This is a genomic window from Brevundimonas sp. (assembly GCF_051860745.1).
Classification (GTDB): domain Bacteria; phylum Pseudomonadota; class Alphaproteobacteria; order Caulobacterales; family Caulobacteraceae; genus Brevundimonas.
The window spans coordinates 43,197-66,451 of record NZ_JBHYDN010000012.1 but is presented as its reverse complement, the minus strand read 5'-3'; the positions used below and the strand labels follow the sequence as shown (position 1 = coordinate 66,451).

General features: G+C 67.3%; 23 protein-coding genes. 8 read left to right on the top strand and 15 right to left on the bottom strand.

Translation table 11 applies throughout. The features are described from left to right. Positions 1 to 2 precede the first annotated feature (2 nt). From ACTIEW_RS12755 to ACTIEW_RS12745, 3 genes are read right to left on the bottom strand one after another with little or no spacing between them, the layout of a single operon-like run. Positions 3 to 1,709, bottom strand: coding sequence for a 2-oxo acid dehydrogenase subunit E2 (locus ACTIEW_RS12755; RefSeq protein ID WP_439478278.1), 1,707 nt, complete (start codon positions 1,707 to 1,709; stop codon positions 3 to 5). A 1-nt stretch (position 1,710) separates the two neighbouring features. Further along, entirely contained in the window at positions 1,711 to 2,835 is a 1,125-nt protein-coding gene (locus ACTIEW_RS12750) for an alpha-ketoacid dehydrogenase subunit beta (RefSeq protein ID WP_439478277.1), read from the bottom strand. 2 nt (positions 2,836 to 2,837) lie between these two features. Next, positions 2,838 to 4,073 (bottom strand): thiamine pyrophosphate-dependent enzyme, encoded by a 1,236-nt coding sequence (locus ACTIEW_RS12745; RefSeq protein ID WP_439478276.1) that lies wholly within the window; start codon positions 4,071 to 4,073, stop codon positions 2,838 to 2,840. 141 nt (positions 4,074 to 4,214) lie between these two features. Between ACTIEW_RS12745 and ACTIEW_RS12740 the strand changes: the two genes are divergently transcribed. Then, positions 4,215 to 4,703, top strand: a complete 489-nt coding sequence (locus ACTIEW_RS12740; RefSeq protein WP_439478275.1) for an Lrp/AsnC family transcriptional regulator — start codon at positions 4,215 to 4,217, stop codon at positions 4,701 to 4,703. 386 nt (positions 4,704 to 5,089) lie between these two features. After that, positions 5,090 to 6,028, top strand: coding sequence for a pirin family protein (locus tag ACTIEW_RS12735; protein ID WP_439478274.1), 939 nt, complete (start codon positions 5,090 to 5,092; stop codon positions 6,026 to 6,028). 37 nt (positions 6,029 to 6,065) lie between these two features. Here the strand turns inward: ACTIEW_RS12735 and ACTIEW_RS12730 are convergent, their stop codons facing one another. From ACTIEW_RS12730 to rpmH, 6 genes are all read right to left on the bottom strand, one after another. Beyond that, entirely contained in the window at positions 6,066 to 7,607 is a 1,542-nt protein-coding gene (locus tag ACTIEW_RS12730) for a M20/M25/M40 family metallo-hydrolase (RefSeq protein ID WP_439478273.1), read from the bottom strand. A 75-nt stretch (positions 7,608 to 7,682) separates the two neighbouring features. Next, on the bottom strand, positions 7,683 to 8,663 hold the full coding sequence (locus ACTIEW_RS12725; RefSeq protein WP_439478272.1) for an alpha/beta fold hydrolase: 981 nt from the start codon (positions 8,661 to 8,663) through the stop codon (positions 7,683 to 7,685). Positions 8,664 to 8,823: 160 nt separating this feature from the next. Further along, positions 8,824 to 9,465 (bottom strand): ribosome biogenesis GTP-binding protein YihA/YsxC, encoded by a 642-nt coding sequence (gene yihA, locus ACTIEW_RS12720; RefSeq protein ID WP_439478271.1) that lies wholly within the window; start codon positions 9,463 to 9,465, stop codon positions 8,824 to 8,826. 1 nt (position 9,466) lies between these two features. Continuing rightward, complete coding sequence (gene yidC, locus ACTIEW_RS12715) at positions 9,467 to 11,269, bottom strand: membrane protein insertase YidC (protein WP_439478270.1); 1,803 nt, start codon at positions 11,267 to 11,269, stop codon at positions 9,467 to 9,469. A 5-nt stretch (positions 11,270 to 11,274) separates the two neighbouring features. Next, positions 11,275 to 11,676 carry a ribonuclease P protein component gene (rnpA, locus tag ACTIEW_RS12710; RefSeq protein ID WP_439478269.1) on the bottom strand — a complete coding sequence of 134 codons (402 nt, stop codon included), beginning with the start codon at positions 11,674 to 11,676 and terminating at the stop codon, positions 11,275 to 11,277. Positions 11,677 to 11,811: 135 nt separating this feature from the next. Further along, a complete protein-coding gene (rpmH, locus tag ACTIEW_RS12705; protein ID WP_003164000.1) occupies positions 11,812 to 11,946 on the bottom strand; it encodes a 50S ribosomal protein L34 in 135 nt (44 codons plus the stop codon). A gap of 118 nt (positions 11,947 to 12,064) precedes the next feature. On the opposite strand from rpmH, the gene ACTIEW_RS12700 reads away from it, so the two are divergent. The 5 genes from ACTIEW_RS12700 to ACTIEW_RS12680 all read left to right on the top strand — a co-directional run bounded on the left by ACTIEW_RS12700 (position 12,065) and on the right by ACTIEW_RS12680 (position 16,567). Then, positions 12,065 to 12,787, top strand: coding sequence for a TVP38/TMEM64 family protein (locus tag ACTIEW_RS12700; RefSeq protein ID WP_439478268.1), 723 nt, complete (start codon positions 12,065 to 12,067; stop codon positions 12,785 to 12,787). Positions 12,788 to 12,875: 88 nt separating this feature from the next. Further along, positions 12,876 to 14,291, top strand: a complete 1,416-nt coding sequence (locus tag ACTIEW_RS12695; protein WP_439478267.1) for a sensor histidine kinase — start codon at positions 12,876 to 12,878, stop codon at positions 14,289 to 14,291. Between the two features lie 92 nt (positions 14,292 to 14,383). Then, entirely contained in the window at positions 14,384 to 14,887 is a 504-nt protein-coding gene (locus ACTIEW_RS12690) for a cell wall hydrolase (protein WP_439478266.1), read from the top strand. 112 nt (positions 14,888 to 14,999) lie between these two features. Further along, positions 15,000 to 15,812: a cytochrome b/b6 domain-containing protein gene (locus tag ACTIEW_RS12685; RefSeq protein ID WP_439478265.1), complete on the top strand. Its 813-nt coding sequence runs from the start codon at positions 15,000 to 15,002 to the stop codon at positions 15,810 to 15,812. Continuing rightward, a complete protein-coding gene (locus ACTIEW_RS12680) occupies positions 15,809 to 16,567 on the top strand; it encodes a molybdopterin-binding protein (RefSeq protein ID WP_439478264.1) in 759 nt (252 codons plus the stop codon). The genes ACTIEW_RS12685 and ACTIEW_RS12680 overlap by 4 nt, the downstream gene beginning before the upstream one ends. A gap of 148 nt (positions 16,568 to 16,715) precedes the next feature. Here the strand turns inward: ACTIEW_RS12680 and ACTIEW_RS12675 are convergent, their stop codons facing one another. Next, entirely contained in the window at positions 16,716 to 17,759 is a 1,044-nt protein-coding gene (locus tag ACTIEW_RS12675; protein ID WP_439478263.1) for a ribonucleotide-diphosphate reductase subunit beta, read from the bottom strand. 251 nt (positions 17,760 to 18,010) lie between these two features. On the opposite strand from ACTIEW_RS12675, the gene ACTIEW_RS12670 reads away from it, so the two are divergent. Then, a complete protein-coding gene (locus ACTIEW_RS12670; protein ID WP_439478262.1) occupies positions 18,011 to 18,661 on the top strand; it encodes a glutathione S-transferase family protein in 651 nt (216 codons plus the stop codon). Positions 18,662 to 18,665: 4 nt separating this feature from the next. Here ACTIEW_RS12670 and ACTIEW_RS12665 read toward each other — a convergent pair whose 3' ends face one another. From ACTIEW_RS12665 to ACTIEW_RS12645, 5 genes are all read right to left on the bottom strand, one after another. Then, positions 18,666 to 20,747, bottom strand: coding sequence for a response regulator (locus ACTIEW_RS12665; RefSeq protein ID WP_439478261.1), 2,082 nt, complete (start codon positions 20,745 to 20,747; stop codon positions 18,666 to 18,668). Positions 20,748 to 20,913: 166 nt separating this feature from the next. Then, complete coding sequence (locus ACTIEW_RS12660) at positions 20,914 to 21,264, bottom strand: VanZ family protein (protein WP_439478260.1); 351 nt, start codon at positions 21,262 to 21,264, stop codon at positions 20,914 to 20,916. Positions 21,265 to 21,299: 35 nt separating this feature from the next. Then, positions 21,300 to 21,863: a TMEM165/GDT1 family protein gene (locus ACTIEW_RS12655; protein WP_439478259.1), complete on the bottom strand. Its 564-nt coding sequence runs from the start codon at positions 21,861 to 21,863 to the stop codon at positions 21,300 to 21,302. 263 nt (positions 21,864 to 22,126) lie between these two features. Further along, positions 22,127 to 22,909, bottom strand: a complete 783-nt coding sequence (locus ACTIEW_RS12650) for a phosphatase PAP2 family protein (protein WP_439478258.1) — start codon at positions 22,907 to 22,909, stop codon at positions 22,127 to 22,129. Positions 22,910 to 23,116: 207 nt separating this feature from the next. Beyond that, positions 23,117 to 23,251 (bottom strand): hypothetical protein, encoded by a 135-nt coding sequence (locus ACTIEW_RS12645; RefSeq protein WP_439478257.1) that lies wholly within the window; start codon positions 23,249 to 23,251, stop codon positions 23,117 to 23,119. Between the last annotated feature and the right edge of the window lie 4 nt (positions 23,252 to 23,255).

The following is a 23,255-nucleotide window of genomic DNA, read 5'->3' as shown; positions in this document are numbered from 1 at the left end:
TCTCAGTTCATCCAGAGGGTCGCGGGATGTTCCAGCAGGCCCTTGATGCGCTGGACGAAGACCGCCGCGTCATGGCCGTCGACGATGCGGTGATCGAAGCTGGACGACAGGTTCATCATCTTGCGCACGACCATCTGGCCGTCCTTGACCACCACGCGTTCGGCGATCTTGTTCGGGCCGACGATGGCGACCTCGGGGTGGTTGATGATCGGGGTGTGGATGACCCCGCCCAGCGTCCCCAGCGAGGTGATGGTGATGGTCGAGCCGGTCAGATCGTCACGTTTGGCCGAGCCGTCCCTGGCCGCGCCCGAGACGCGGGCGATCTCCAGCGCCGCAGCCCAGGGATCGAGGGATTCAGCGTGGCGGACCACCGGCACCATCAGGCCGTTCGGCGTCTGGGCGGCGATGCCGATGTGGACGGCGGCGTGGGTGGTCAGGATGCCGGCCTCGTCGTCGTAGTGGCTGTTGATGGTCGGCTGGTCGCGCAGGGCCACGACCATGGCGCGGGCGATGAAGGGCAGGACGTTGAGCTTGGGCTGGTCCTTGGCTTTCCGCGCATTGAGGTGGGCGCGGAGCTCCTCGAGGGCGGTGACGTCGATCTCTTCCACATAGGTGATGTGGGGGATGCGGCGGACGCTCTCGGCCATCTTCTCCGCGATCTTGCGGCGGACGCCGATGATGCGGGTTTCGGTGGTTCCTTCGGCGCGGGCCCAGGTCGAGGAGGTAGATGCTCCGGGTGCGGACGATCCGTGGCCGCCCGAGGCGACATACGCGTCGAGGTCGCCGTGTTCAATGCGGCCGGCGGGGCCGGAACCGGGGACGAACTGGAGTTCGATGCCGAGATCGCGGGCCCGGTTGCGCACGGCGGGGGAGGCGAGCGGGCGCTCACCGCGGGCGGAGAGGGTGCCGGACTGGCCCCCCTCCCCCGCTGCGCGGGTACTCCCCCCGGCGGGGGGAGAATGTGCAGGGACCGGCGGCGGCGCTTTCATTCCTCCCCCATCGGGGGAGGGGGACCGCGAAGCGGTGGAGGGGGCCGGGGCGGACGCCGCAACAGACTGATTGCCCTTGCCCTCGACATTGAAGGACACCAGCGGCCCGCCGACGGCGATCTGCTGGCCGGGGTCGCCGTGCAGGGCGACGACGGTTCCGGCGACCGGGGACGTCAGTTCGACGGTGGCCTTGTCGGTCATGACCTCGGCCAGCAACTGGTCCTCGGCGACCGTGTCGCCAACCGCGACATGCCAGGCGACGAGTTCGGCCTCGGCGGTGCCTTCGCCCACGTCGGGCAGTTTGAAGACGTGGTTGCCGGGGGGTGCGGCGGGCGCCCCTCCACCAGCCTTCGGCTGGTCCCCCTCCCCACGGCGTGGGGAGGAGACGGAGGCCGCCGCCGTCTGTCCCCCTGTCAGGGGGACCGAAGCCTGCGGAGCAGGGTTCGAGGGGGGCGGCGCCTCAGACGCGTTCCCCGCACCCTCGACCTCGAACTCGACCAGCGGCGATCCCACCGCCAGCTGCTGGCCCGGTTCGCCATGGGCGGCCAGCACCTTGCCGGCGACGGGGCTGGTCAGTTCGACCGTGGCCTTGTCGGTCATGATGTCGGCGATGATCTGGTCCTCGGCGACGGTGTCGCCGACCTTCACATGCCAGGTGACCAGTTCGGCCTCAGCCGTGCCTTCGCCGACGTCGGGCAGTTTGAAGACGTAGCGGCCCATCCTAGCGTCCTCCAGTCATGACGGCCTTCAGGGCCACAGCGACCCGCTCGGGTCCCGGGAAATATTCCCATTCGAAGGCGTGCGGATAGGGGGTGTCCCAGCCGGTCACCCGCGCGATCGGCGCCTCGAGATGGTAGAAGCAGCGCTCCTGCACCAGGGCCGACAGCTCGGCGCCGAAGCCCGAGGTTTTCGGGGCCTCGTGGACGATGACGCAGCGGCCGGTCTTCTTCACCGAGACCTCGATGGTCTCGATGTCCAGCGGCACCAGGGTGCGCAGGTCGATGACCTCGGCGTCGACGCCGGCGTGTTCGGCGCCGGCGAGGCTGACCCAGACCATGGTGCCGTAGCAGAGGAGGGTGACGTCGGCGCCCTCGCGCATGATCCGCGCCTTGCCGATCGGCTCGACGTATTTGCCGGTCGGGACCTGGGCCAGTTCCTGGGCCTTCCACGGGCTGATCGGCTTCTGGTGCCAGCCGTCGAAGGGGCCGTTGTAGAGGCGTTTGGGCTCGAAGAAGATGACCGGGTCGTCGTCCTCGATCGCCGCGGTCAGCAGGCCCTTGGCGTCATAGGGGTTGGACGGGATGACAACCTTGAGGCCGGCGATGTGGGTGAACAGGCTCTCGGGGCTCTGTGAGTGCGTCTGGCCGCCGAAGATGCCGCCGCCGTAGGGGCTGCGCACCGTGATCGGGCTGGTGAACTGGCCGGCCGAGCGGTAGCGCAGCTTGGCGGCCTCGGAGACGATCTGGTCGTAGGCGGGGTAGATGTAGTCGGCGAACTGGATCTCGACGACCGGGCGCAGGCCATAGGCGCCCATGCCGATGGCGGCGGCGACGATGCCGCATTCGCTGATCGGGGCGTCGAAGCTGCGGGTCAGGCCGTGCTTCTGCTGCAGCTGGTCGGTGACGCGGAAGACGCCGCCGAAATAGCCGGCGTCTTCGCCGAAGCTGAGGACATCGGGGTCCTCGGCCATCTTGACGTGCAGGGCCGAGTTCAGCGCCTGGATCATGTTCATGGGCATGACGGCGGGCGCGGCGTTGGCGGTCGCCGGGGCGGGCGAGCCGACGGTGTCGCCGTCTGGCTCGAGGCCGTCGGTGCGGTCGGCCTTGGTAAAGGTGCCTTCGCTCATGGTCATACCCCCACCTCGCGACGCTGTTCGGTGATGCGCCAGTCCTCGGTCGCATAGACCTCCTCGAACATGGTCTTCACCGAGGGGCGCGACTGGCCCAGCGTGCCGATGGCTTCGGACTCCTTGCCGGCCGCGCGGACCTGTTCGACAGCCTCGGCCTCGGCGGCGGTATGCTGCTCGTCGGACCATTCGCCGAGGGCAATCAGGTGCTGCTTCAGGCGCATGACCGGGTCGCCGAGCGGCCATTTGTCGTGCTCGTCGGCGGGGCGGTAGCGGCTGGGGTCGTCCGAGGTCGAGTGCGGGGCGCCGCGGTAGGTGAACAGCTCGATGACCGTCGCGCCCTGATTGGAGCGGGCGCGCTCCTCGGCCCACTGGGTCGCGGCCCAGACGGCGAGGAAGTCGTTGCCGTCGACGCGCAGCGCGGGCAGCCCATAGCCGATGGCCTTGGAGGCGAAGGTGGTCTCCAGCCCGCCGGCGATGCCCATGAAAGAGCTGATGGCCCACTGGTTGTTGACGATGTTGAGGATCACCGGCGCGCGATAGACGGCGGCGAAGGTCAGGGCGTTGTGGAAGTCGCCCTCGGCGGTGGCGCCGTCGCCGATCCAGGTGATGGCGATCTTGTCGTCGCCCTTGTAGGCGCTGGCCATGGCCCAGCCCACGGCCTGGGGGACTTGCGTGCCGAGATTGCCGCTGATGGTGAAGAAGCCGTAGTCCTTCGCCGAATACATGATCGGCAGCTGGCGGCCCTTGATCGGGTCGGACGCGTTCGAATAGATCTGGTTCATCATGGTCGCGAGCGGATAGCCACGCGCGATCAGCAGGCCCTGTTGGCGATAGGTCGGGAAGCCCATGTCCTCGCGGGACAGGATCATGCCCTGGGCCACGGCGATGGCCTCTTCGCCCGTGCACTTCATGTAGAAGCTGGTCTTGCCCTGACGGTGGGCGCGATGCATCCGGTCGTCGAAGGCGCGGGTCAGGATCATGGCCTTGAGGCCGCGGCGCAGGGTCTCGGGGTCCAGTTTCGGATTCCACGGGCCCACCGCCTTGCCGTCATCGTCCAGCACCCGGACCAACCGGAAGGCGTGGTCGCGCATATCGAAGGGCTTCGTCGAGACCTCCGGCCGCTCGACGGCGCCGGCCGGGTCGAGCTTCAGATGGCTGAAGTCGGTGGGGTCGCCGGGCCGGCCCGAGGGCTCGGGCACGCGCAGGGAGAGGGCTTGGGTATTGGGCTTCTTCATTCCGTCCCGTCCGGTTGATCCGACCGCGTTTCCTCCGGCGCAATTAGCACGAGGCGCCAGACAAGGCTCGCTCGATTTTGACCTTGCCTTGGCGGGTTTAGCGGTATTTTATTGCGCCATAACACGATCAGGAGAAACGCCTTGGCTGACGATCTGGATCCCGTCGACGCCCGAATTCTGGACATCCTGCAGCAGGACGCCGGATTGTCGGTGGCCGAGGTGGCGGACCGGGTCGGCCTGTCGGCCTCGCCGTGCTGGCGGCGCATCAAGAGACTGGAGGATACGGGCTTCATCCGCAAGCGGGTGACGCTGCTCGACGCGACCAAGCTGGGCCTGGATTTCGAGGTCTATGCGATCGTCAAGCTGAGCCTGCCCTCGACCGAAAATCTCGACGCATTCGAGGCCGCCGTCTCGGCCTGGCCCGAGGTGGTGCAGTGCGCCACCATCACCGGACGCGAGGACTATGTGCTGCGGATCATCACCTCGGACATGCACGCCTTCGACCAGTTCCTGCGGCTGAAGCTGCTCAGTCTCGGCATCGTCTCGGACTGCGAGAGCCATATCGTCACCCGCGGGGTGAAGAATGTGACCGCCCTGCCGCTCGGCATCATCACACCCCACCTCGCCTGAGCCACATTACCAATCCTTGAGTTGGCGGCCCTCGTCGACCGTCGGATGGTCGCAGCGAGCCTTGGGGAGGATCGTCATGCGCCTTGGAACCGTCATCACGCTGGCCGGACTGCTGGCCCTTCCCGCTGCCAGTGCGGCGGCGCGGCAGGATCCGGCGCGCGTCGCTGCGTCTGCGGAAACCGACGTTCAGGCCTTCCGTCCTGCGGGCCGAGGCCGTCGCGGCCGCCGGAGCCAATGACCTGGCCAGGGAGCGACTTCGCCCAGGACGGCGCGCCGCCGGCGATCCCCATTCCGGCCGTGATCAGCCGTCTGCCGCTCTAGGTCATTCCCGCCATTGCAACCTCCGGGCCTTGGGGCGATGCTCGCCACACAGGGAGATTCACAGCATGATCGAGATGGTGATCGACGCTCGCCGCAAGGACCTCGGCGGCTTCGATGTTGGACGGATTCTGCCCTTCCATGCCCGGCGCATGGTCGGCCCCTTCATCTTCCTCGACCAGATGGGGCCCGCCGAGTTCGCTCCCGGTTCCGAGGCGATCAACGTCCGCCCCCACCCGCACATCGGCCTGTCGACCCTGACCTATCTGTTCGAGGGCGAGATCATCCATCGGGACAGCACCGGCGCCACCCAGGCGATCCGCCCCGGCGAGGTCAACTGGATGACGGCCGGCAAGGGCATCGTCCATTCGGAGCGGACCACGCCGACCAAGCGGGCCGAGGGTGGTCCGATGCACGGGATGCAGGCCTGGATCGCCCTGCCCGGCGAGAGCGAGGATTGCGATCCGGCCTTCCAGCACTACGCCGGACCCGATCTGCCGGCCTATGAGAATGCGGGCCTGTTCGCGCGGCTGGTGGCGGGCGAGGCCTACGGCGCCTCGGCCCGGGTCAAGACCGCCTCGCCCCTGTTCTATGTCCATTGGGAACTGGCCGAGGGCGTCCGCACGGCCCCGCCCCCGGGCAAGGGCGCCGGCGGCTATTCGGAGCGGGCTCTCTATGTCGCCAGGGGCGAGATCGAGGTTGGCGACCGAACCTTCCACGAGGGTCAGATGATCGTCCTGGAACCGGCGGCCGAACCGACCATCAAGGCGATCCGGCCCTCGACCGTCATGGTGCTGGGCGGCGAGCCGATCGGGCCGCGTGTGATCTGGTGGAATTTCGTCTCTTCGTCCCAGGCGAAGATCGATGCGGCCAAGGCCGACTGGAAGGCCGGACGCATGGCCCTCCCCGTCGAGGACGACGTCGAATTCATCCCCCTTCCCGACGCGCCCTCGACGCCCGAGCCGGCCCCGTCCGGGGTCAAGCCGGAACCGACGCATCCGGTCTGAGAAGGGCTCGCAGCCCGTTTCTACCGCCCGATAGCCTTCAGGTAACTGTCGCCATTTCATACATGAAGTCGATGAAGCCCAACGTCGCGGCCTCGATCCCCGCCACGGCCGGATTGATCGAATCGACGACGATATATTCGTTGGGAGCATGGGCGCCGCTGCCATGGCCGAGACCGAACTGTCCGGCCGGAAGGTTGACCGGCGCATCGGTGAAGACACAGCCGGGCCAGGATCCGGCAAGGCGGGGATACAGGGTGTGATGGATGCTGGCACGGCTGTACACCGCCTGCTGGGCGCGGATGATCCGGGCGTCCTCAGCAGTCTGGGTCGGATTGTAGCCGCCGGTAAAATTGATCTCGACGTCGGAGAAACCCCTTGAGTCCAGGTGCCTCCGCAGCTTGGCCAGACAGTCCTCGACCGTCTGATCGGGCACCAGGCGGAAGTCCAGCTTGGCGACGCCGCGACCGGGCAAAACGGTCTTGCCGCCCTGGCCAGTGTAGCCCGACACCAGCCCCTCGATATTGACCGTGGGCTGGGACGCCAGCCGCACCAACGATTGTTCCCACGGCAGGTCGTCGATCCAGACCTTGACCCCGAGAGCGCGCATGGCGTCAGCCTCGCTGCCCGCGGCGGCGGCGGCGGAGATCAGCTCGCGCTGACGCGGGGTCAGGTCGCGGACATGTTCAAACCAGCCGTCGATGGTCGAGGTATTGCCGTCGGCCGTCACCAGTGACGACAGGGCGGCGACCAACCGCCAGGCCGGGGAATCGACATTGGCTTTCTGACTGGAATGAATGTCGCCCGTCGGCCCACGCCCCCAACGCTCTCCCGACACGACCAGTTCGCACTCGATGATGCCCTTGGCCCCCAGATTGATCTGGACAGCCCCCGAGCTCGGCGACTGCCACGCGGTCGGGATGAAGACGCCTTCACAGCGTCTCAGCGCGGCCAGGATATCGGGCCTTGTAACGACCTGACGGAAGTTCGGCGATCCGATCTCCTCCTCACCTTCGCAGACCAGAACCAGATTGACCGGCGGCGTCCTTCCGGCGGCGCGCAGGGCATGCAGGGCAGCGAGGAAATTGGCCTCTGGTCCCTTCTGGTTGATAGCGCCGCGCCCGACGATCACACGGCCGAAGCCGGGTTTGTCGATCAGGGCGGCCTCCAGCGGCGGCGATGACCATTCGGCCGGGTCGTACTGTTTGACGTCGTACATGAAATAGACGCCCAGCGTTCGCGGCGCACCAACGTCCATGACGCCGAAAACACCCGGATGGCCGTCGGTCGGGACCTTTTCGACCCCCGTGAATCCGGCGTCGCGGGCCAGGGCCATCATGTAGTCGGCGCCGGCCTCCATATCCCGGTTCTCGGCCGCGATGGCCGGCCGGCGAATCCACTCCTGGATGCGGGCGATCGCGGCGGCCTTGCCCTCGGCCACGGCGGCCGTGAGCGCGGGCAGGTCGCCGGACTGAGCCAGCGCGGGGCCGGGCCTGAAGACGAGGCCGGCTGCGCCCAGGGCGGCCGCGCCGGTCAGCAACGCGCGGCGGTCGAGGTCGCCGGTGCAGAGGGTGGGGACCATGGCTTACGCTCCTGTTGTTTCCCGGACCGACTAGACCGAAGCGAACCGGCCGCGTCCAGAGTGGCGGACGCAGGATCAGGCGGCCAAATCGCCGCCTCTCAATCCGGCCAGAAACTCCAACAGCAGGCGGTTAACCTCCTCGGCCCGTTCCTGCTGGATCCAGTGACCGGCGCCGGGGATCACGACCTGCATCCGCAGGTCGGGCGCCTGTTCCTTCAGCCCCGCCTCATGCTGGCCTGAGTAGTTCCGCACAGGATCGCGTTCCCCGACCACGAAGGCGGCGGGCACGGTGATTCGGGCGTCCTGCAGATGCGCCGTCATCGACCAGTTGCGGTCGAGGTTGCGGTACCAGTCGAGCGGACCTTTGAAGCCGCCGGCGGCGAAGGCGTCGACATACTCAGCGAAATGGGCCGGGCTCATCCACGGCGGCAGGGTCGCGTCATCGGGGACGGTGGAGATGAAGCTCTCGCCCTCGGGAATGAAGCCGGTCGACTGGCGGCCGTCGGGCGTGGCTCCGTCGTAGCAGTAGAAGGCCTTGCGCAGGGCCGTCGCGGGATCGGCGTCGAAGACCTCATGGGCGTCGTCGGCCTGGAAGCGGCTGATGTAGAGGTCGCCCTTGCCCAGGCGTCTGGAGATCGCCGCCATGGCCGCGGTCGGCGGGCCTTTCGGCCGCCTCGGCTGGAACGGCACCGACAGGCCGAAAACGGCGCGGAACAGGTCGGGCCGCGTCAGGGCGCAGTGCCAGGCCACCGGCGCGCCCCAGTCATGGCCGACGACGACGCACGACGTCTCGCCGAGCGCCTGGACCAGGTCGACCAGGTCGCCGACCAGGTGGAGGATGGAATAGGCGTCGCGCGCCTCCGGTTTATCGGTCCCGCCGTAGCCGCGCATGTCCGGGGCGACCGCGTGGAAGCCGGCGTCGGCGAGGGCCTGAACCTGAGCCCGCCAGCTGATTCCGAGTTCGGGGAAGCCGTGGATGAGCAGGACCAGAGGACCGCTGCCGGCCTCGAGGATTTGCTGTTTCAGGCCGTCTGTCTGGATCGTGCGCGACTGCATCAATTTCTTATCCGCTCATCCCGGCGAAAGCCGGGACCCAGTGCTTTGGGCGACGATCGCATGCCAATGAGACACGGACAGATCGTCCTGAAACGCAAGCGCCAAGCTGGACAGAACCGTGTCCCGGCTTTCGCCGGGATGAGCGGAGAGTGGTTGGGTACTAGAGGGTCACGCCCGTGGTCCGCATGATCTCGGCCCGCAGTTCGGGCATGCCGTCGCCCTTCTCGGCCGAGGTGACGATGACCGCCGGATAGGCGGCGCCGCGTTTGGAAACGCCCTTCAGAGTCGCTTCCTGAACCTTCTCGGCCTCGCCCTTCTTGAGCTTGTCGGCCTTGGTCAGAATGATCTGGTAGCTGACGGCGGCGAGGTCGAGGGCGTCCAGCGCCTCGTCATCGACCTTCTTCAGGCCGTGGCGGGCGTCGATCAGCAGATAGACGCGTTTCAACGTCACCCGGCCGCGCAGATAGTCGCGGCCGAGGTCCTGGAACTTCTTCACCGTTGACTTCGAGGCCTTGGCCCAGCCGTAGCCCGGCAGATCGACCAGCCGCATCTTGCCGTCGAGGTCGAAGAAATTAACCTCGCGCGTCCGGCCCGGCTCGTTGGAGGCGCGGGCCAGTTTGTGCATGCCGACCAGACCGTTGATCAGGCTGGACTTGCCGACATTCGACCGGCCGGCGAAGGCGACCTCGGGCAGATCCGGATCGGGAAGTTGCTCGATCTTGGCGCAGCCCATGACGAAGGTCGCGGGGCGCGCGAACAGGATACGTCCCTGCTCCAGTTCTTCCGCAGTGAACTCGTCCAACTCAGGCCTTCGCCTTCCTGATCCGCTCGATGAAGGTGTCGATCGGGTTCTCGGCCTTCAGGCGGTGCATGATCACATACTGCTGGATGATGGTCAGGATGTTGGACCAGGCCCAATAGATCAGCAGACCCGCCGGGAAGGTGGCCATGATGAAGGTGAAGACGATCGGCATGAACTGGAAGATGCGGCGCTGCATCGGATCGGGCGCCGGCGGGCTCATCGCCATCTGCAGCCACATGGTCAGGCCGTAGAAGATGGCCAGGATGCTGAGGGCGAAGGTGCCAGCCAGATAGGTCCCGATCAGGGGCGTCGAGGACGGGTCCCACGGAATCAGGCCGAACAGGTTCCAGATGGTCGAGGGGTCGGGCGCCGACAGGTCGCGGATCCAGCCGAAGAAGGGCTCGTGCCGCATCTCGATGGTCACGAACAGCATCTTGTAGACGGCGTAGAAGACCGGGATCTGCAGCAGCAGGGGCAGGCAGCCCGCCAGCGGATTGATCTTCTCCTTCTGATACAGCGCCATCAGCTCCTGCTGCTGTTTCGCCGGATCGTCGGGGTGCTTCTTCTTCAGCTCCTCCATCTTGGGCTGGAGGGTCCGCATCTTGGACATGCTCTCGTAGCTCTTGTTGGCCAGCGGGAACATGATCAGGCGGACGGTCAGGGTCAGGCCCAGGATGGCGAGGCCGAAATTGCCGAACCAGCCGTAGAACAACTCGACCAGCCAGAAGATCGGGCGGGTCAGGAAGAACAGGAAGCCCCAGTCGATGGCGTAGACGAAGCGCGGCAGGTCGAGGCTGGTCTCATAGCCGGCCAGGATTTCGTTGCGCTTGGCGCCGGCGAACAGGCGCTGGGTCTCGGTGATCTGGCGACCCGGCGCGATGGTGTGCGCCTCGCCCAGCATGGTGGCCGAATGGATGTCCGCATTGGGGGTTTCGGTGACCCGGAAGGCGGCCTCGATCTGCTCGTCCTGCTGAGGGATCAGGGCGGCCAGCCAGTATTTGTCGGTGATGCCCATCCAGCCGCCGGTCGAGCTGTGCTCCTGCACCGGTTTCTTGACCCAGGCTTTATATTTGAGCTGCTGGGTCGTGTATTTGCCGTCGGCGCCGAAGGTGCCGATGCCGCCTTCGTGCAGGATCTGGTTGTTGCCGAGGGTGTTCGGCACGCCCTGACGCTCGATCCGGCCCCAGGGCGCGATGGTGATCGGCTGGGCGCTGAAGTTGGCGACGGTGTCGGTGATGGTGAACAGATACTGGGCGTCGATGGCGATGCGGCGCGTGAAGCGCAGACCCGCGCCGTTGTCCCAGGTCAGGGTGACGGGCGTGGTCGGCGTCAGGGTCGCGCCCTGGGTCAGACGCCACGGCGTCATCGGACCGGGCACGCCGCCCGGGACGTTCGGCCCGTTCCAGCCGAACTGGGCCTGATAGGCATGACGCATGCCCTCAGGGCGGAACAGTTCGACCGGCGGCGAGCCCGCCTCATTGGTTTCCTGATAGCCGGTCAGGAACAGGTCATCGATGCGCGAGCCGCGCAGCGACAGCGAACCCGTCACTGTTCCGGTCTTGATCGGCACCCGGTCGCCGCCGCGGGCCATCGCGACCGTGCGGTCGTCGGTGAAGACGGCGGCGACGGGCGATGCGCTCGTCACCAAGGCCGGACCGGCCGTGGTCTGCTCGGCTGCAGCCTGCTGGGCGGCCTTCCGCCTTGCGGCCTGGGGCTCCATCACGAAGAAGCTGTAGGCGAGCAGCATGATGCCGGCGATCACGACGAAAAGGATCGTGTTTCGGCTGTTGTCTTGAGGAGGCATGAAAATCAGGAATCCTGGCCGGCGGGCGCGGGTTGGGAAGGCGCGGACTTGGGCGCCGGTCGCGGGGTCGCGAGCCTTGTAAGCGCCGATTTCACATCGTCAAGCAAACGGTCCCAGGGACGGTCCGCCGTGCCCATGCGGGCGATGAAGACATAGTCGCTGCCGGGGACCGCCAACAGGGGCGCAGCAGCGCGGGCGGCTTCTCTCAAACGGCGTTTGGCGCGATTGCGGATGACGGCGTTTCCGACCTTGCGCGTGGCGGTGAAGCCCAGCCGCACGGTCTGGACGCCGTCCCGGCGATCCAGCCGCTGCACCACCACCGCGCCGCGGGCCTCTGAAACGCCCTTCGCGGCCGCCAGAAACTGGGGCCGCGAAGTCAGGCGTTCGATTTTGAAAGGGTCGCTCATTATTCCTCCCCCGTTGGGGGAGGGGGACCGCGAAGCGGTGGAGGGGGCGAATCCCATCCACAGACTTTCGGGTCCGGCCCCCTCCACCATGCTTCGCATGGTCCCCCTCCCCCGACGGGGGAGGACTGGAAAAGACTAGGCCGTCAGGCGCTTGCGGCCCTTGGCGCGACGCCGCGCAACAATCTTCTGTCCGTTCTTGGTGGCCATCCGCGAACGGAAGCCGTGACGGCGCTTGCGCACGAGTCGCGACGGCTGATAGGTCCGCTTCACGTTCGGCTCCTGGGACTGAAAACAAAAAGGCGGCGGAAAGCGTCCGTCGCGGGAAGGGCGGGCGTATAAGCGGCAGGGCCCGCGGTGTCAACGCCGACGGCCCCTCTGCGGAGAGACAATGGACCGGATCAAACGCTTTCTGCCCCTGATTTTGCTGGCCGGCGTCATCGCCCTGATCTTCGCCATGGGCTGGAACCGGTACCTCTCGCTGGACACCATCCGCGATCACGGCGCGGAATTCCACGCCTTCAAGGACGCCAACTACCTTCTGTGCCTGCTGATCCTGATGGCGGTGTTCGCCATCCTGACCGCCAGCGTGGTGCCGGGCGTCTTTTTCGTCACCATCACCGCCGGCTATCTGTTCGGCCCCTGGGTCGGCGGAATCTCGACCTCGATCGCCGCCACCGTGGGCGCCCTGATCGTCTATGCCGTGGCCCGCTCGGCGCTCGGGGAGGCCTTGAGGAAAAAGGCCGAACGCGACCAGGGCCTGATGCAGAAGGTCTGTCAGGCCATCGACAAGGATACGTTCTGGTATGTCCTGGCCTCGCGCCTCGCCGTGGTCGTGCCCTTCCATATGATCAATGTGGCGGCGGGGATCATGGCGGTGCGGTTGCCGCCCTATACGGTCGCCACGGTCATCGGCCTGCTGCCGGCCCACATCATCTACTGCTGGATCGGATCGCGGCTGAACCAGCTGCTGACGACCAACCCCAACCCCGACTTCCAGGCCCTGTTCGGCCAGTTCTGGGCCCCGATGGCGGGCGTTTTCGTCCTGGCGGTGGTGCTGCCCTTCGGGTTGAAGAGCCTGCAGAAGGCTCTGGGCCGAAAGGCTTCTGCATGAACGGCGCAGCTTTTGGCCCAAGCCTTGCGTTAAGCCCGGGATGAACCGGTTCCGGCCCCTTCTTGGCGCCCTTCGAAGGGGGCTGCGCGTGCCCGCTGACTGGCGCGAGCGGCTGAAAATCCATGCCCCCGACGCCCTCGCCTGGCGGCTGCTGCTGCTGACCTTCATCTTCACCGTGGTGGTCGAGATCCTGATCATCGTCCCCAGCGCGGCCAGCTTCCACGAGCGCTGGTTGCTGGACCGGTTGCAGTCCGCGGAACTGGCCTCGGTCGGGGTCGAGGCCCTGCCCTATTCGGCGGTCGAGGACGACGCCGCTGAACAGCTGCTGGCCATCGGCGGCGTGCAGGCGGTGGTGGTCGGCGACCAGGGCGTGCGTCGGCTCCTGCTGCAGGCCCCCAACCTGCCCCGGACGCCGGACCTGATCGACCTGCGCCAGAGCCGGCCGGTGACCCGGATCGCCGATCCCTGGCGCACCCTGTTCGGCCACCCTGATCGGTCCATTCGGGTTCAGGCCCGGCCGCGCTACCGCTCCGGCGACTTCATCGAGATTCTGGCGCCCGCCGAACCGCTCAAAGCCGAGCTGGGCGCCTTCCTCGTCAACAGCCTGCTGATGTCGCTGCTGATCTCGCTGGTGGCCGGGGGACTGCTGTACGGCGCTCTGGCCTTCCTGGTGCTGCAGCCGCTGCGGCGGGTGACCCGCTCGATCGAGCATTTCGCCCTCGACCCCGAGACCGAGGGCGACCCGCCCAGTGATCGGCACGACGAGATCGGCCGGGTCGAGCGTGAGCTGGCCCGGATGCAGGAGGAGGTGCGCGTCTCCCTGCGCTCCCGCGCCCGTCTGGTCGCGCTGGGTGAGGCGGTGGCCAAGATCAATCACGACCTGCGCAATATGCTGACCTCGGCGCAGCTTGCATCCGAGAGGTTGGCCGACTCGCCCGACCCAGAGGTCGCCCGCGTCCTGCCGCGGCTGGAACGGGCGCTGGGCCGCGCCGCCGCCCTGTCGCGCAATGTGCTGGAGTACGGCAAGAGCGAGGAGCCTCCGCCCCAGCGGGTCCGCATCCCGCTGGCCCCCGCCATCGCAGCGGCGGCCGAGGACGCCGGGCTGACGGCGGAGGGCGTCCGCCTAACCAAATCCATTCCGGCGCGCCTGAGCGTCCACGCGGACTCTGACCAGTTGCACCGCGTGCTGGTCAATCTGATGCGCAACGCCCGTCAGGCGATCGAGAGCGACACCACCCGCCGCACGGGCCGCAGGGGCGTGGTCCACGTCACCGTCTCGACCGAGAAGGGCGACTGCATCATCCAGATCGCCGACGACGGCCCCGGCATTTCGCCGCGCCTGTCGGAAAGCCTGTTCGAGCCCTTCGTCAGCGGCCGGGCCTCGGATGGGGCCGGACTGGGCCTGGCTATCTCGCGCGAACTGGCCGCCAGTCACGGCGGCGCCCTGACCCTGGTCGAGACCGGGCCGACCGGCACGACCTTCGCCCTGCGCCTGCCACAGTGAAGGGACCAAATCGCGCGACCGGCGTTATCACTGGCGTATCCCGACGAAGCCGCCCAGCTTCGCCGCATGCTTTTCTGTTCAGGAGGCCCTGCATGACCCGTTTCACCCTCGCCGCCGTGACCGCCCTGCTGCTGGCCGCCGCCCCCGTCGTCGCCCAGACGACCCCGCCCCAGGCTCCGATCCAGAGGACGACGCCTCAGCAGACCACCGCGCCCGCAGCGCCGGCCACCAGCCCGACGCCCGGCTCCGAGGAATGGCTGCGGCTGCGCGGCGAGAGCTACAGCGCTGCGCCAGAGGCTGAGCAGGACCCCACCGAGGTCGCCGAGACGATTCGGCTGAACGCCGGGATCACCGCCCGCAACGAAGCCGCCGAGCGCCGCGAGACCGAAGGAGCCGCCGCCTGGCAAGCCGAGGACGCCCGCTGGCGCGCCGAAGTCGCGCGTCTTGAAACCCAGCGCGCCCAGTGGGAGGCAGACGCCGCCGCCGCCGAGGCCGCCCGCCTCCGGTACGAGCGCGAACGCGCCGCCTGGGCGGCCGAAGTCGCCGCTTGCAAACGCTCGCCCCGGTCCTGCGTGACCCGCACGCCGGGATACTGAGACCGGGCCTGTAATCCCCGAAGCTGACGCGTCGTAGGCGCGGTCAGCGGCGTTGCGCCCCGCCCATGGTCATGAGACCGTCGGGCGCGAACCGCGTAGCTTGGGGATGACCATGACCGACATCGCCGGCGAGCCTTCGACCGAACCACCCAAGCCCCACGCGGACCGCCCCCTGTCACGTGGTCGGACCGACACGTGGCGGCATCCCGCCTGGGTCAGGCTCGCGCACTGGCTGAACGTCGCCGCCGTCGTGGTGCTGATCATGAGCGGACTCAACATCCTGCTGGCCCATCCGCATCTGTACTGGGGCGTCCGCTCGACCTTCGCCGACCCCTGGCTGAGCACCCCGACCCCGCCGGACTGGCTGCTGATCCCGCAAGGCCGCAATCTGGCCGAGGCGCGCAACTGGCATTTCCTGTTCGCCTGGATCTTCGTCCTGAACGGTTTGGCCTATCTGCTGCTGGGCCTGATCACCCGCCGCTTCGGCCGCCGTATGTGGCCGACCCCCGCGGACCTGAAGGGCTTCGGCCCCGCGGTGGTGGAGCATGCCCGGTTTCACTTTCCGACCGACGATCACGCGCGGGCCTATAATGTCATCCAGAAGCTGACCTATCTGGCCATGATCCTGATCGTCCTGCCGATGATGCTGATTACCGGCCTGTCGATGTCGCCCGGCTTCAACGCGGTGGGCGGAGTGCTGCTGGATCTCATGGGCGGGCGGCAGTCGGCGCGGACGCTGCATTTCATCTCGGCGGGGCTGATCGTCGGCTTCATCGTCATCCATGTCGGTCTGGTGATCTGGACCGGCCTGTTTAACAATATGCGGTCGATGTTCACCGGCTGGTTCGTGATCGAGCCGCCGGGTTCCACGGCCGGGCCAAAGCTCCGGCGCAAACCGCCGGCCGATGCCGGAGATGCGTCATGAACCGCCGCCGCTGGTTGACCGGCGCTGTCGCCACGGCCGCGACCGCCCTCCTTTCGGCCTGTGGTCAGGCCGGGACCAGTCTGGCCGAACAGGCGCGTCGGATGGGCGAGGGTCTGACCCGCCGGACGCAACGCCTGCTGATCCCCCGCGACGCCCTGGCCCCGACCTACAGCCGCGCCGAAATCTCACCCGACTTCAAACCCAATGGGTCCATCAGCCCGGCGGCCGCCGACTACAAGGCGCTCAAGGCCGATGGCTTCGGCGGCTATCGGCTGGTCATCGACGGTCTGGTTGAGCGGCCCCTGTCGCTGAGTCTGGCGGAGCTGCGCACCCGCCCGTCGCAGAGCCAGATCACCAAGCATGACTGCGTCGAGGGCTGGACCTCGATCGGGGAATGGACCGGCGTGCGGCTGGAGACCCTGCTGGACGAGGCCGGGTTGAGGCCCGAGGCGCGCTACATCGTCTTTCACTGTTTCGACGCCCTGACCCAGACCGAGGACGGGGACCGCTACTATGAGAGCATCGACCTGATCGACGCCCGGCACCCGCAGACCATCCTCGCCTGGGCCATGAACGGCGAGACCCTGCCGGTCCCGCACGGCGCGCCGCTGCGGCTGAGAGTCGAACGCCAGCTGGGCTACAAGCACGCCAAATACATCAGGCGGATCGAGGCGGTCGAAAGCTTCGCCCACATCGGCGGCGGCAAGGGCGGCTATTGGGAAGACCGGGGGTACGAGTGGTACGCGGGCATCTGAAAGTCTCCTACCCATGCAATGGGGAGGGGGACCGCAAAGCGGTGGAGGGGCCCTGGTCGCGAACCAACTGTTCCGAGGCTACCAACCCCTCCGTCTCGTCGCTGCGGTCCGATCCACCTCCCCATCGCTTCGCGACAGGGAGGAGACGTCACGCCTCCGCGCCTTCGGCCCGCTTCTTCATCATGGCGTCGAAACTGCCCCAGACGCCCTCGGTCCCGTGCCAGGCGCCGGTAGTGGCGGCCTTGGAGTATTCGGTGGCGCGGGCCTCGAAGAAATTGGCGTGCTCGACGCCCGACAGCAGCGACTGCAGCCACGGCAGCGGGTTTTCCTTGACGCCGTAAACCTCGGGCAGATGCAGCTGGCGCAGACGCCAGTCGGCGATGAAGCGGATGTATTGCTTGATGTCGTCCGGGGTCATGCCGTCGACCGCCCCCATCTCGAAGGCGAGGTCGATGAAGCGATCCTCCATCTCGACCACGGTCTTGCAGCAGTCGATGATGTCGGCGGCGACCTCGGGGGTGACCGCGCCCGTCTCCTTGTTGAAGGCGTGGTACAGTTTGATGATCCCGTCGCAGTGCAGGCTCTCGTCGCGAACGGACCAGCTGATGATCTGGCCCATGCCCTTCATCTTGTTCTGGCGCGGGAAATTCATCAGCATCGCGAACGAGGCGAACAGCTGCAGCCCCTCGGTGAAGCCGCCGAACATGGCAAGGGTGCGGGCGATGTCGCCGTTGGTCTCGACCCCGAACTTGCCCATGAAGTCATGCTTGTCGCGCATGGCCTCGTATTCCATGAAGGCCCCGAACTCGCTCTCGGGCATGCCGATTGTCTCGAGCAGCAGGGCGTAGGCGGCGATGTGGATGGTCTCCATGTTGGCGAAGGACGCCAGCATCATCTTGACCTCGGTCGGTTTGAACACCCGACCGTAGCGCTCCATGTAGTTGTCTTGGACCTCGATGTCGGCCTGGGTGAAGAAGCGGAATATCTGGGTTAGCAGATTGCGCTCGGACGGCGTCAGATTGGCCGCCCAGTCCTTGCAGTCCTCGCCCAGCGGCACCTCTTCGGGCATCCAGTGGACCTGCTGCTGCTTCTTCCACATGTCGAAGGCCCACGGGTAGCGGAACGGCTTGTAGGCCGCCGAGGCGGTGAGGAGGCCGGGCGTGGTGGGCTTGATCGAGACGTGCGCGTTCATCGGGTACAGGGCTCTGAAGGCGAATCCGGGATTGAGAATTCACCATGCGGGCGGACGGCCCCGGCGCCAAGCCGAAATGCGGCTATATTGCGATCACTTTTTGCGCGACCGCTACATGTGGTAGGTCGACCGCAGGTCTCTGGGGATGCGGTTGGGGACAAGCCCAAGCGCTCCCTATGGCGGTCCGGGCAGGTCTTGGGCGCGGAGGGGCGGGCGAAGCGTTAGCCTGACCGCCGGAAGAGGAGACATCCATGACCTACACTGTCTATGGCGCCATGGGATCGGGCTCGGTCCCGGTCGAGGCGGCCCTGACCCTGATCGGCGCCCCGTACACAGTGATCGAAGCCGTCACCTGGGAGGGCGAGGCCGAGCGCGACAAGGTCGCCCCGGTCAATCCGATGCGGCAGATCCCGGCCCTGATCACCCCCGCCGGCGAGACCATCACCGAGAGCGCCGCCATCCTGATCTGGCTGGCCGAACAGCATCCCGAGGCAGCGCTGGCGCCCGAACCATGCGACCCGCGGCGGGCGCAGTTCCTGCGCTGGATGACCTTCGTCCCGGCGGCCGTCTATTCGATGTTCTGGGTGCGGGACGAGCCGTCGCGACTGGCCGGAGACGATCCGGCCGCCCAGGAAACGATCAAGGTCCGCACCGCCGAACGCATCGCCGACTGCTGGGCGGCGATGGAAAGCCAGATCACGCCGGGGCGTTTCCTTCTTGGCGCAGAGCTGACGGTGCTGGACCTGTATGTCTCGGTGGCCAGCCGCTGGACGCCGCATCGCAAGCGATTCCATGAGGTCGCCCCGCGCATGGGCGAGGTCATGCGGCGCGTCGACGCCCTGCCCGAACTGACGACCTTCTGGGCCGAACGGTTTCCGCTGGTGGGTCGATACGGCAGCTAGAACGTCAGGCCGCCTCGGACTCGAGGGTCACGCGGGCGGCCGGGAGGTCGCCGGACAGGGCCCGGTTCACCATCGACAGCAGACCGGCCTGGTTGATCGGCTTGGCCATGTGGGCGTTCATGCCGGCGGCGAGGCACCGGGTCACATCCTCGGGCATGGCGTCAGCGGTCATGGCCACAATGGACAGAATCTCGCCCGCATCCGGCATGGCCCGGATGCGGCGCGTCGCCTCCAGTCCGTCCATGACCGGCATTCGCACATCCATCAGCACAAGATCGAAGGGCCGTTCCGCCACGGCGTCGAGCGCCTGCTGGCCGTCGCAAACCTCCACCACCTCGCAGCCGAAGGCCTCCAGCATGATCCGGGCGACCTCGCGATTGACCGGGTGATCGTCGACAACCAGCACGCAGGGAACGCGGCTGGAATCCTCGACCGGGGCCGCGACGGTCTCCTCCGGACGAATATCCTCGACGGCGTCGGCGACGCGCTCGAAAGGCAGGTGCAGGATGAAGGTCGAGCCCTCGCCGACACGACTGTCGACGTCGATCCGCCCGCCCATGCGCCGCACATGGCGCGCGGCGAGAGCCAGACCCAGGCCCACGCCGGAGTGATTGCGGCGGATCGAGGCGTCGCCCTGGGCGAAGGCCTCGAACAGGTCCGGAAGTACCGACGGCTCGATGCCGCAGCCGGTGTCCGAGACCCGGATGCAGACGCCGTCGCCGGCGCGATCCAGCCGCACCACAACCTCGCCGCGTTCGGTGAATTTGACCGCATTGGCGACCAGGGGATGCAGGGCCTGGCGGAGCGCGCGCCTGTCAGCGGTGAAGCGGGCCTGGGCCGGTAGCCGGTCGTCGATGCTCAGTGTCAGCCCACGCGCCTCGGCGGCGGCGAGGCTGGGCGCGACAGTCTCGCGGGCCACGGCGGCAAGGTCGAGCGGCTCATTCGTCAGAGTGTCGTCGCCGCGCGCGAAATCGAGGATGTCCTCGACCAGCATCAACAGGCCGTCGCTGGATTCACGGATCTGGCGCGCCTGACGTACGGCCTCGGCGTCGAGGCCCGGACGTCCGGCCAGAACATCGGCGAAGCCGGCGACGCCGTTCAGGGGCGTGCGCATCTCGTGGCTCATCATGGCCAGGAAGCGGGAGCGGGCGGCGGCCGCGTCCTCTGCCTTCCGCCGGGCCTCCTGGGCCGCGAGGGTCCGGGCGCGCAGACGGGTTTCCAGCCGGCGGCGTTCCGTCATCACCGTCGAAATCGGCAGGACGGTGGCGACCATGGCCAGAAGGTACAGATTATAGATACCCAGCCGGCGCAGCATGGGCGAGACCGCCTCCAGACCCGGAACCTCGGCCAGTCGGGTCAGATGCACGGGGCCGTGTCCGGTCAGTGTCGCCACGCCGGTGATGGCGGCCAGCAGGATGAGCGCCATCGCGGTCTTGGTCGGCGACAGCCGCAGACTAATCAGCAGCATGGGCGGGAAGGTCAGGTAGGCGACGGACAGGTCGTTCTGCCAGAAGACGACCGTCGTCACGACCAGCATCAGCGCGAACAGGCTGATGGCCTCAGGCCCGCGCGCGCGGGTCATGCCCTCGAACCGGTGCGCCCGGGCGATCAGCAGCATGATCGGCGTAACCAGCAGCAGGCCCAGAAGCTCGACGACAAAGAAGGAATAGATGTTGAATACGGCGGCGGTGCTGAGAGCGGTCTCACGAACCAGCATCACGAGGCCGAAACCGATGGCGGCTGTCATGGCCACCGCGGGAACCGCGGAGTAGCCGGCGAAGGCCAGCAGCCGCTTCGGACGGCGCATGTCGAGCGCCGCGCCGCAGACCCGCCGGGCCAGAAAGGCGCACAGGAAAGCCTCGCCCATATTCATGAGCGCGTTCAGCCAGAGAAGCATGCCGACGTCGCCGCGGATGACATTGCTGAACAGATTGATGGTGAAACAGGCGATCAACACAGCTACAGCGGGCCGGCGATGCAGTTGCAGCAGGGCTGCGGCGAGGATGCCGTTCGACAGCCAGACGGCGATCGCGTCGAAGGTCGCCACGCTCCAGTGGCCGGTCAGCTGCGAAGCGGCAAACAGCAACACATAGACCCAGGCTGGCGGGCCTGCGATGCGGCCTGCCTCATGCCTGAAAAGACGCCAATGACCCCGCAACCGGCTTCCTCCGGCCATACTCAATCAGGGGAGCGTTAAGGTGAAGGCGTAAACAAATCGGGCGCCTTGATGCCTGTTTCGCGAGTGCAGTGTTTCAAGTCTGAAACGCTTCACGCGGCCGGAACCTGCGCCAGACCGCCCAGATCAGCAGCGCCGTCGCCACGCCGAGCGCGTCGGCGAGAAGATCGCCCCAGCTGGGATCACGGCCGACATAGCGCTGCACCACCTCAACCGCCGCCCCGAGGGCGATCGCCAGCAGCGCCGCCCAGGTCCGCGGCAGGCGCCGGAAGAGCACGCCGAGGCTCCAGAGGATCAGACCGAAGGCGATGAAATGAGCCGCCTTGTCCCAGATCAGCTGTTCCTCAATGGTCCCGCCGGGCGACAGCAACAGGCCCATCAGGACAAGGAGCACGACGGCGCCGACGAAACGAAGGAAGGTACGCATACGATTCAGGGCTTTCCGGGGAGGAGTCGCTTCTATCAGCCCGCGAGCAGGACCCAAACCCCGGTCGCCGCGAAACCCGCCGCCGCCGCCAGACGAATCCAGCCCAGCGGCAGACGTTTCGCCGCCGTCTCGCCCAGCAGGACGGCCGGGCCGTTCACCAGCATCATGCCCAGGGTCGAGCCGGCCACCACAAGCGGCAGGTTCTGGAACTGTGCGGCCAGCATGGCCGTCGCGACCTGGGTCTTGTCGCCCATCTCGATCACGAAGAAAGCGGCGGTCGTGGTCCAGAAGACGCCGGCGAAGGTCTTCTCAGTCTGGTCCGGCGCCTCGTCGAACCGGTCCGGAATCAGGGCCCATAGCGCGAAGCCGAGGAAGGCGAGGCCCACGCCCCAGCGCACCCAGTCGCCGTCCATAAAGCGCGCCAGCACCGAGCCGGCCAGTGCGGCGAAGGCGTGGTTGGCCAGGGTCGCCACGAATATGCCCAGCAGGATCGGCAGGGGCCGCCGCCACGCCGCGGCGAGCATGATGGCCAGCAGCATGGTCTTGTCGCCGATCTCCGCGATGGAGACGAGGCCGGTCGAGATCAGAAAGGCGTCCAACACATCATCGTTCGCGGGGCGGCGGCGGACAGACCATCGGCGTCGCAGCCGGGCCCCGCGTGAAGCACCCTGCGAAGCCAACGGTCTCGCCAGTTAGTCGTCCTACGCTCGCCTCGCGGAGGCTCGCTGCTTGAGGACCGATATGGTCCGCCCTCAAGCAGCCTCGCGCCGCGCGCGAGGCGATAGGGCCACTAAAGAACGCGCCATCCTCTCCGGGCGAGAGGAAGTGTGTTGACGCGAACCCCGCTGATCGGTGCGGGCGGCTACTCCCCGATGACGGGCGGGTCTGTATCGGGGATGGGGTCGTCCGGCAAGGTCTCGTCGTGCGGACCACGGGTATGGACCGCCTGTCTGCGCTGCACCGTATAGGCGACCAGCCACAAGGCCATGGCCCAGGCCGCGCCCACGCTCCAGCCGGCCAGAACGTCGCTGGCCCAGTGCGCCCCAAGATAGACCCGGGTCAGGCCGACGATCAGGGTCAGCAGCAGGGCGACGCCGAGCACATAGGCCTTGAAGCGCCGCTGCGGGAACGCCCGGGTCAACATGACGCCGATGCTGAGATAGAAGACGGCCGACAGCAGGGCGTGGCCCGAGGGGAAGCTGGCGTTGATGGTCTCCACGGCCCGCCACGCTTCCGGGGGCCGGTCGCGCTGGAACATCGCCTTCAGCCCCTCACTCAGAACCACTCCGCCGGCCAGGCCCAAGACCAGCAACAGGGCCGACAGCCGCTTGCGCTGCAGGATCAGGAACAGCACCACGATGACGCCGAACAGGCCGAGGACCGAGATCCCTCCCAGCGACGTCAGGTCGAGGGCGGCGGTCTCAAGCCAGGGCGGACCCCAACCGTCCGCCGAACCGCCCGGCCGCAGCGCCAGCAGCACCGCCTGGTCGAAGGCCCGGCCGTCGGCCTCGGTCATGTCGTCCGCCAGTTCCACGAAGGTCATGATCCCCGCGGCCACGACGAACAGGGCGGCGAGCGCGACGATCTCGGTCCTGGCGATACGCCAGACGCGACGAGCAAACGGGACGATTTGAGAGGAGATCATCGGTCGCAAACGGTCACGCTTGTGGGACGTTCCATTCACGCGTTCGTGATGCTGGACGGGAGTCTCCTGTCACGCCCGCGTCGCGGCCTGTCCACAGGCTCATCCCCCGCCTTGAGAGCGATTCGGGCAGAAAGTGATCGTCAACCCCGTTGACGGTTGGTTAGCCATCTGCGCCCCATATGTGGGCGTGGGGAACGTCTCCAACCACTAGATGATGTGGTCGGCGACGCGGGGCTCCGCATCGATCCAGTTCAGGGCGACAGCATTATGGCCGGCGGCGAAGCGTTGAAGACAGTGGAATTCCAGCCGGTTGCAGGCGCCGATGCGGCGGCGCGTCCCCATCTTT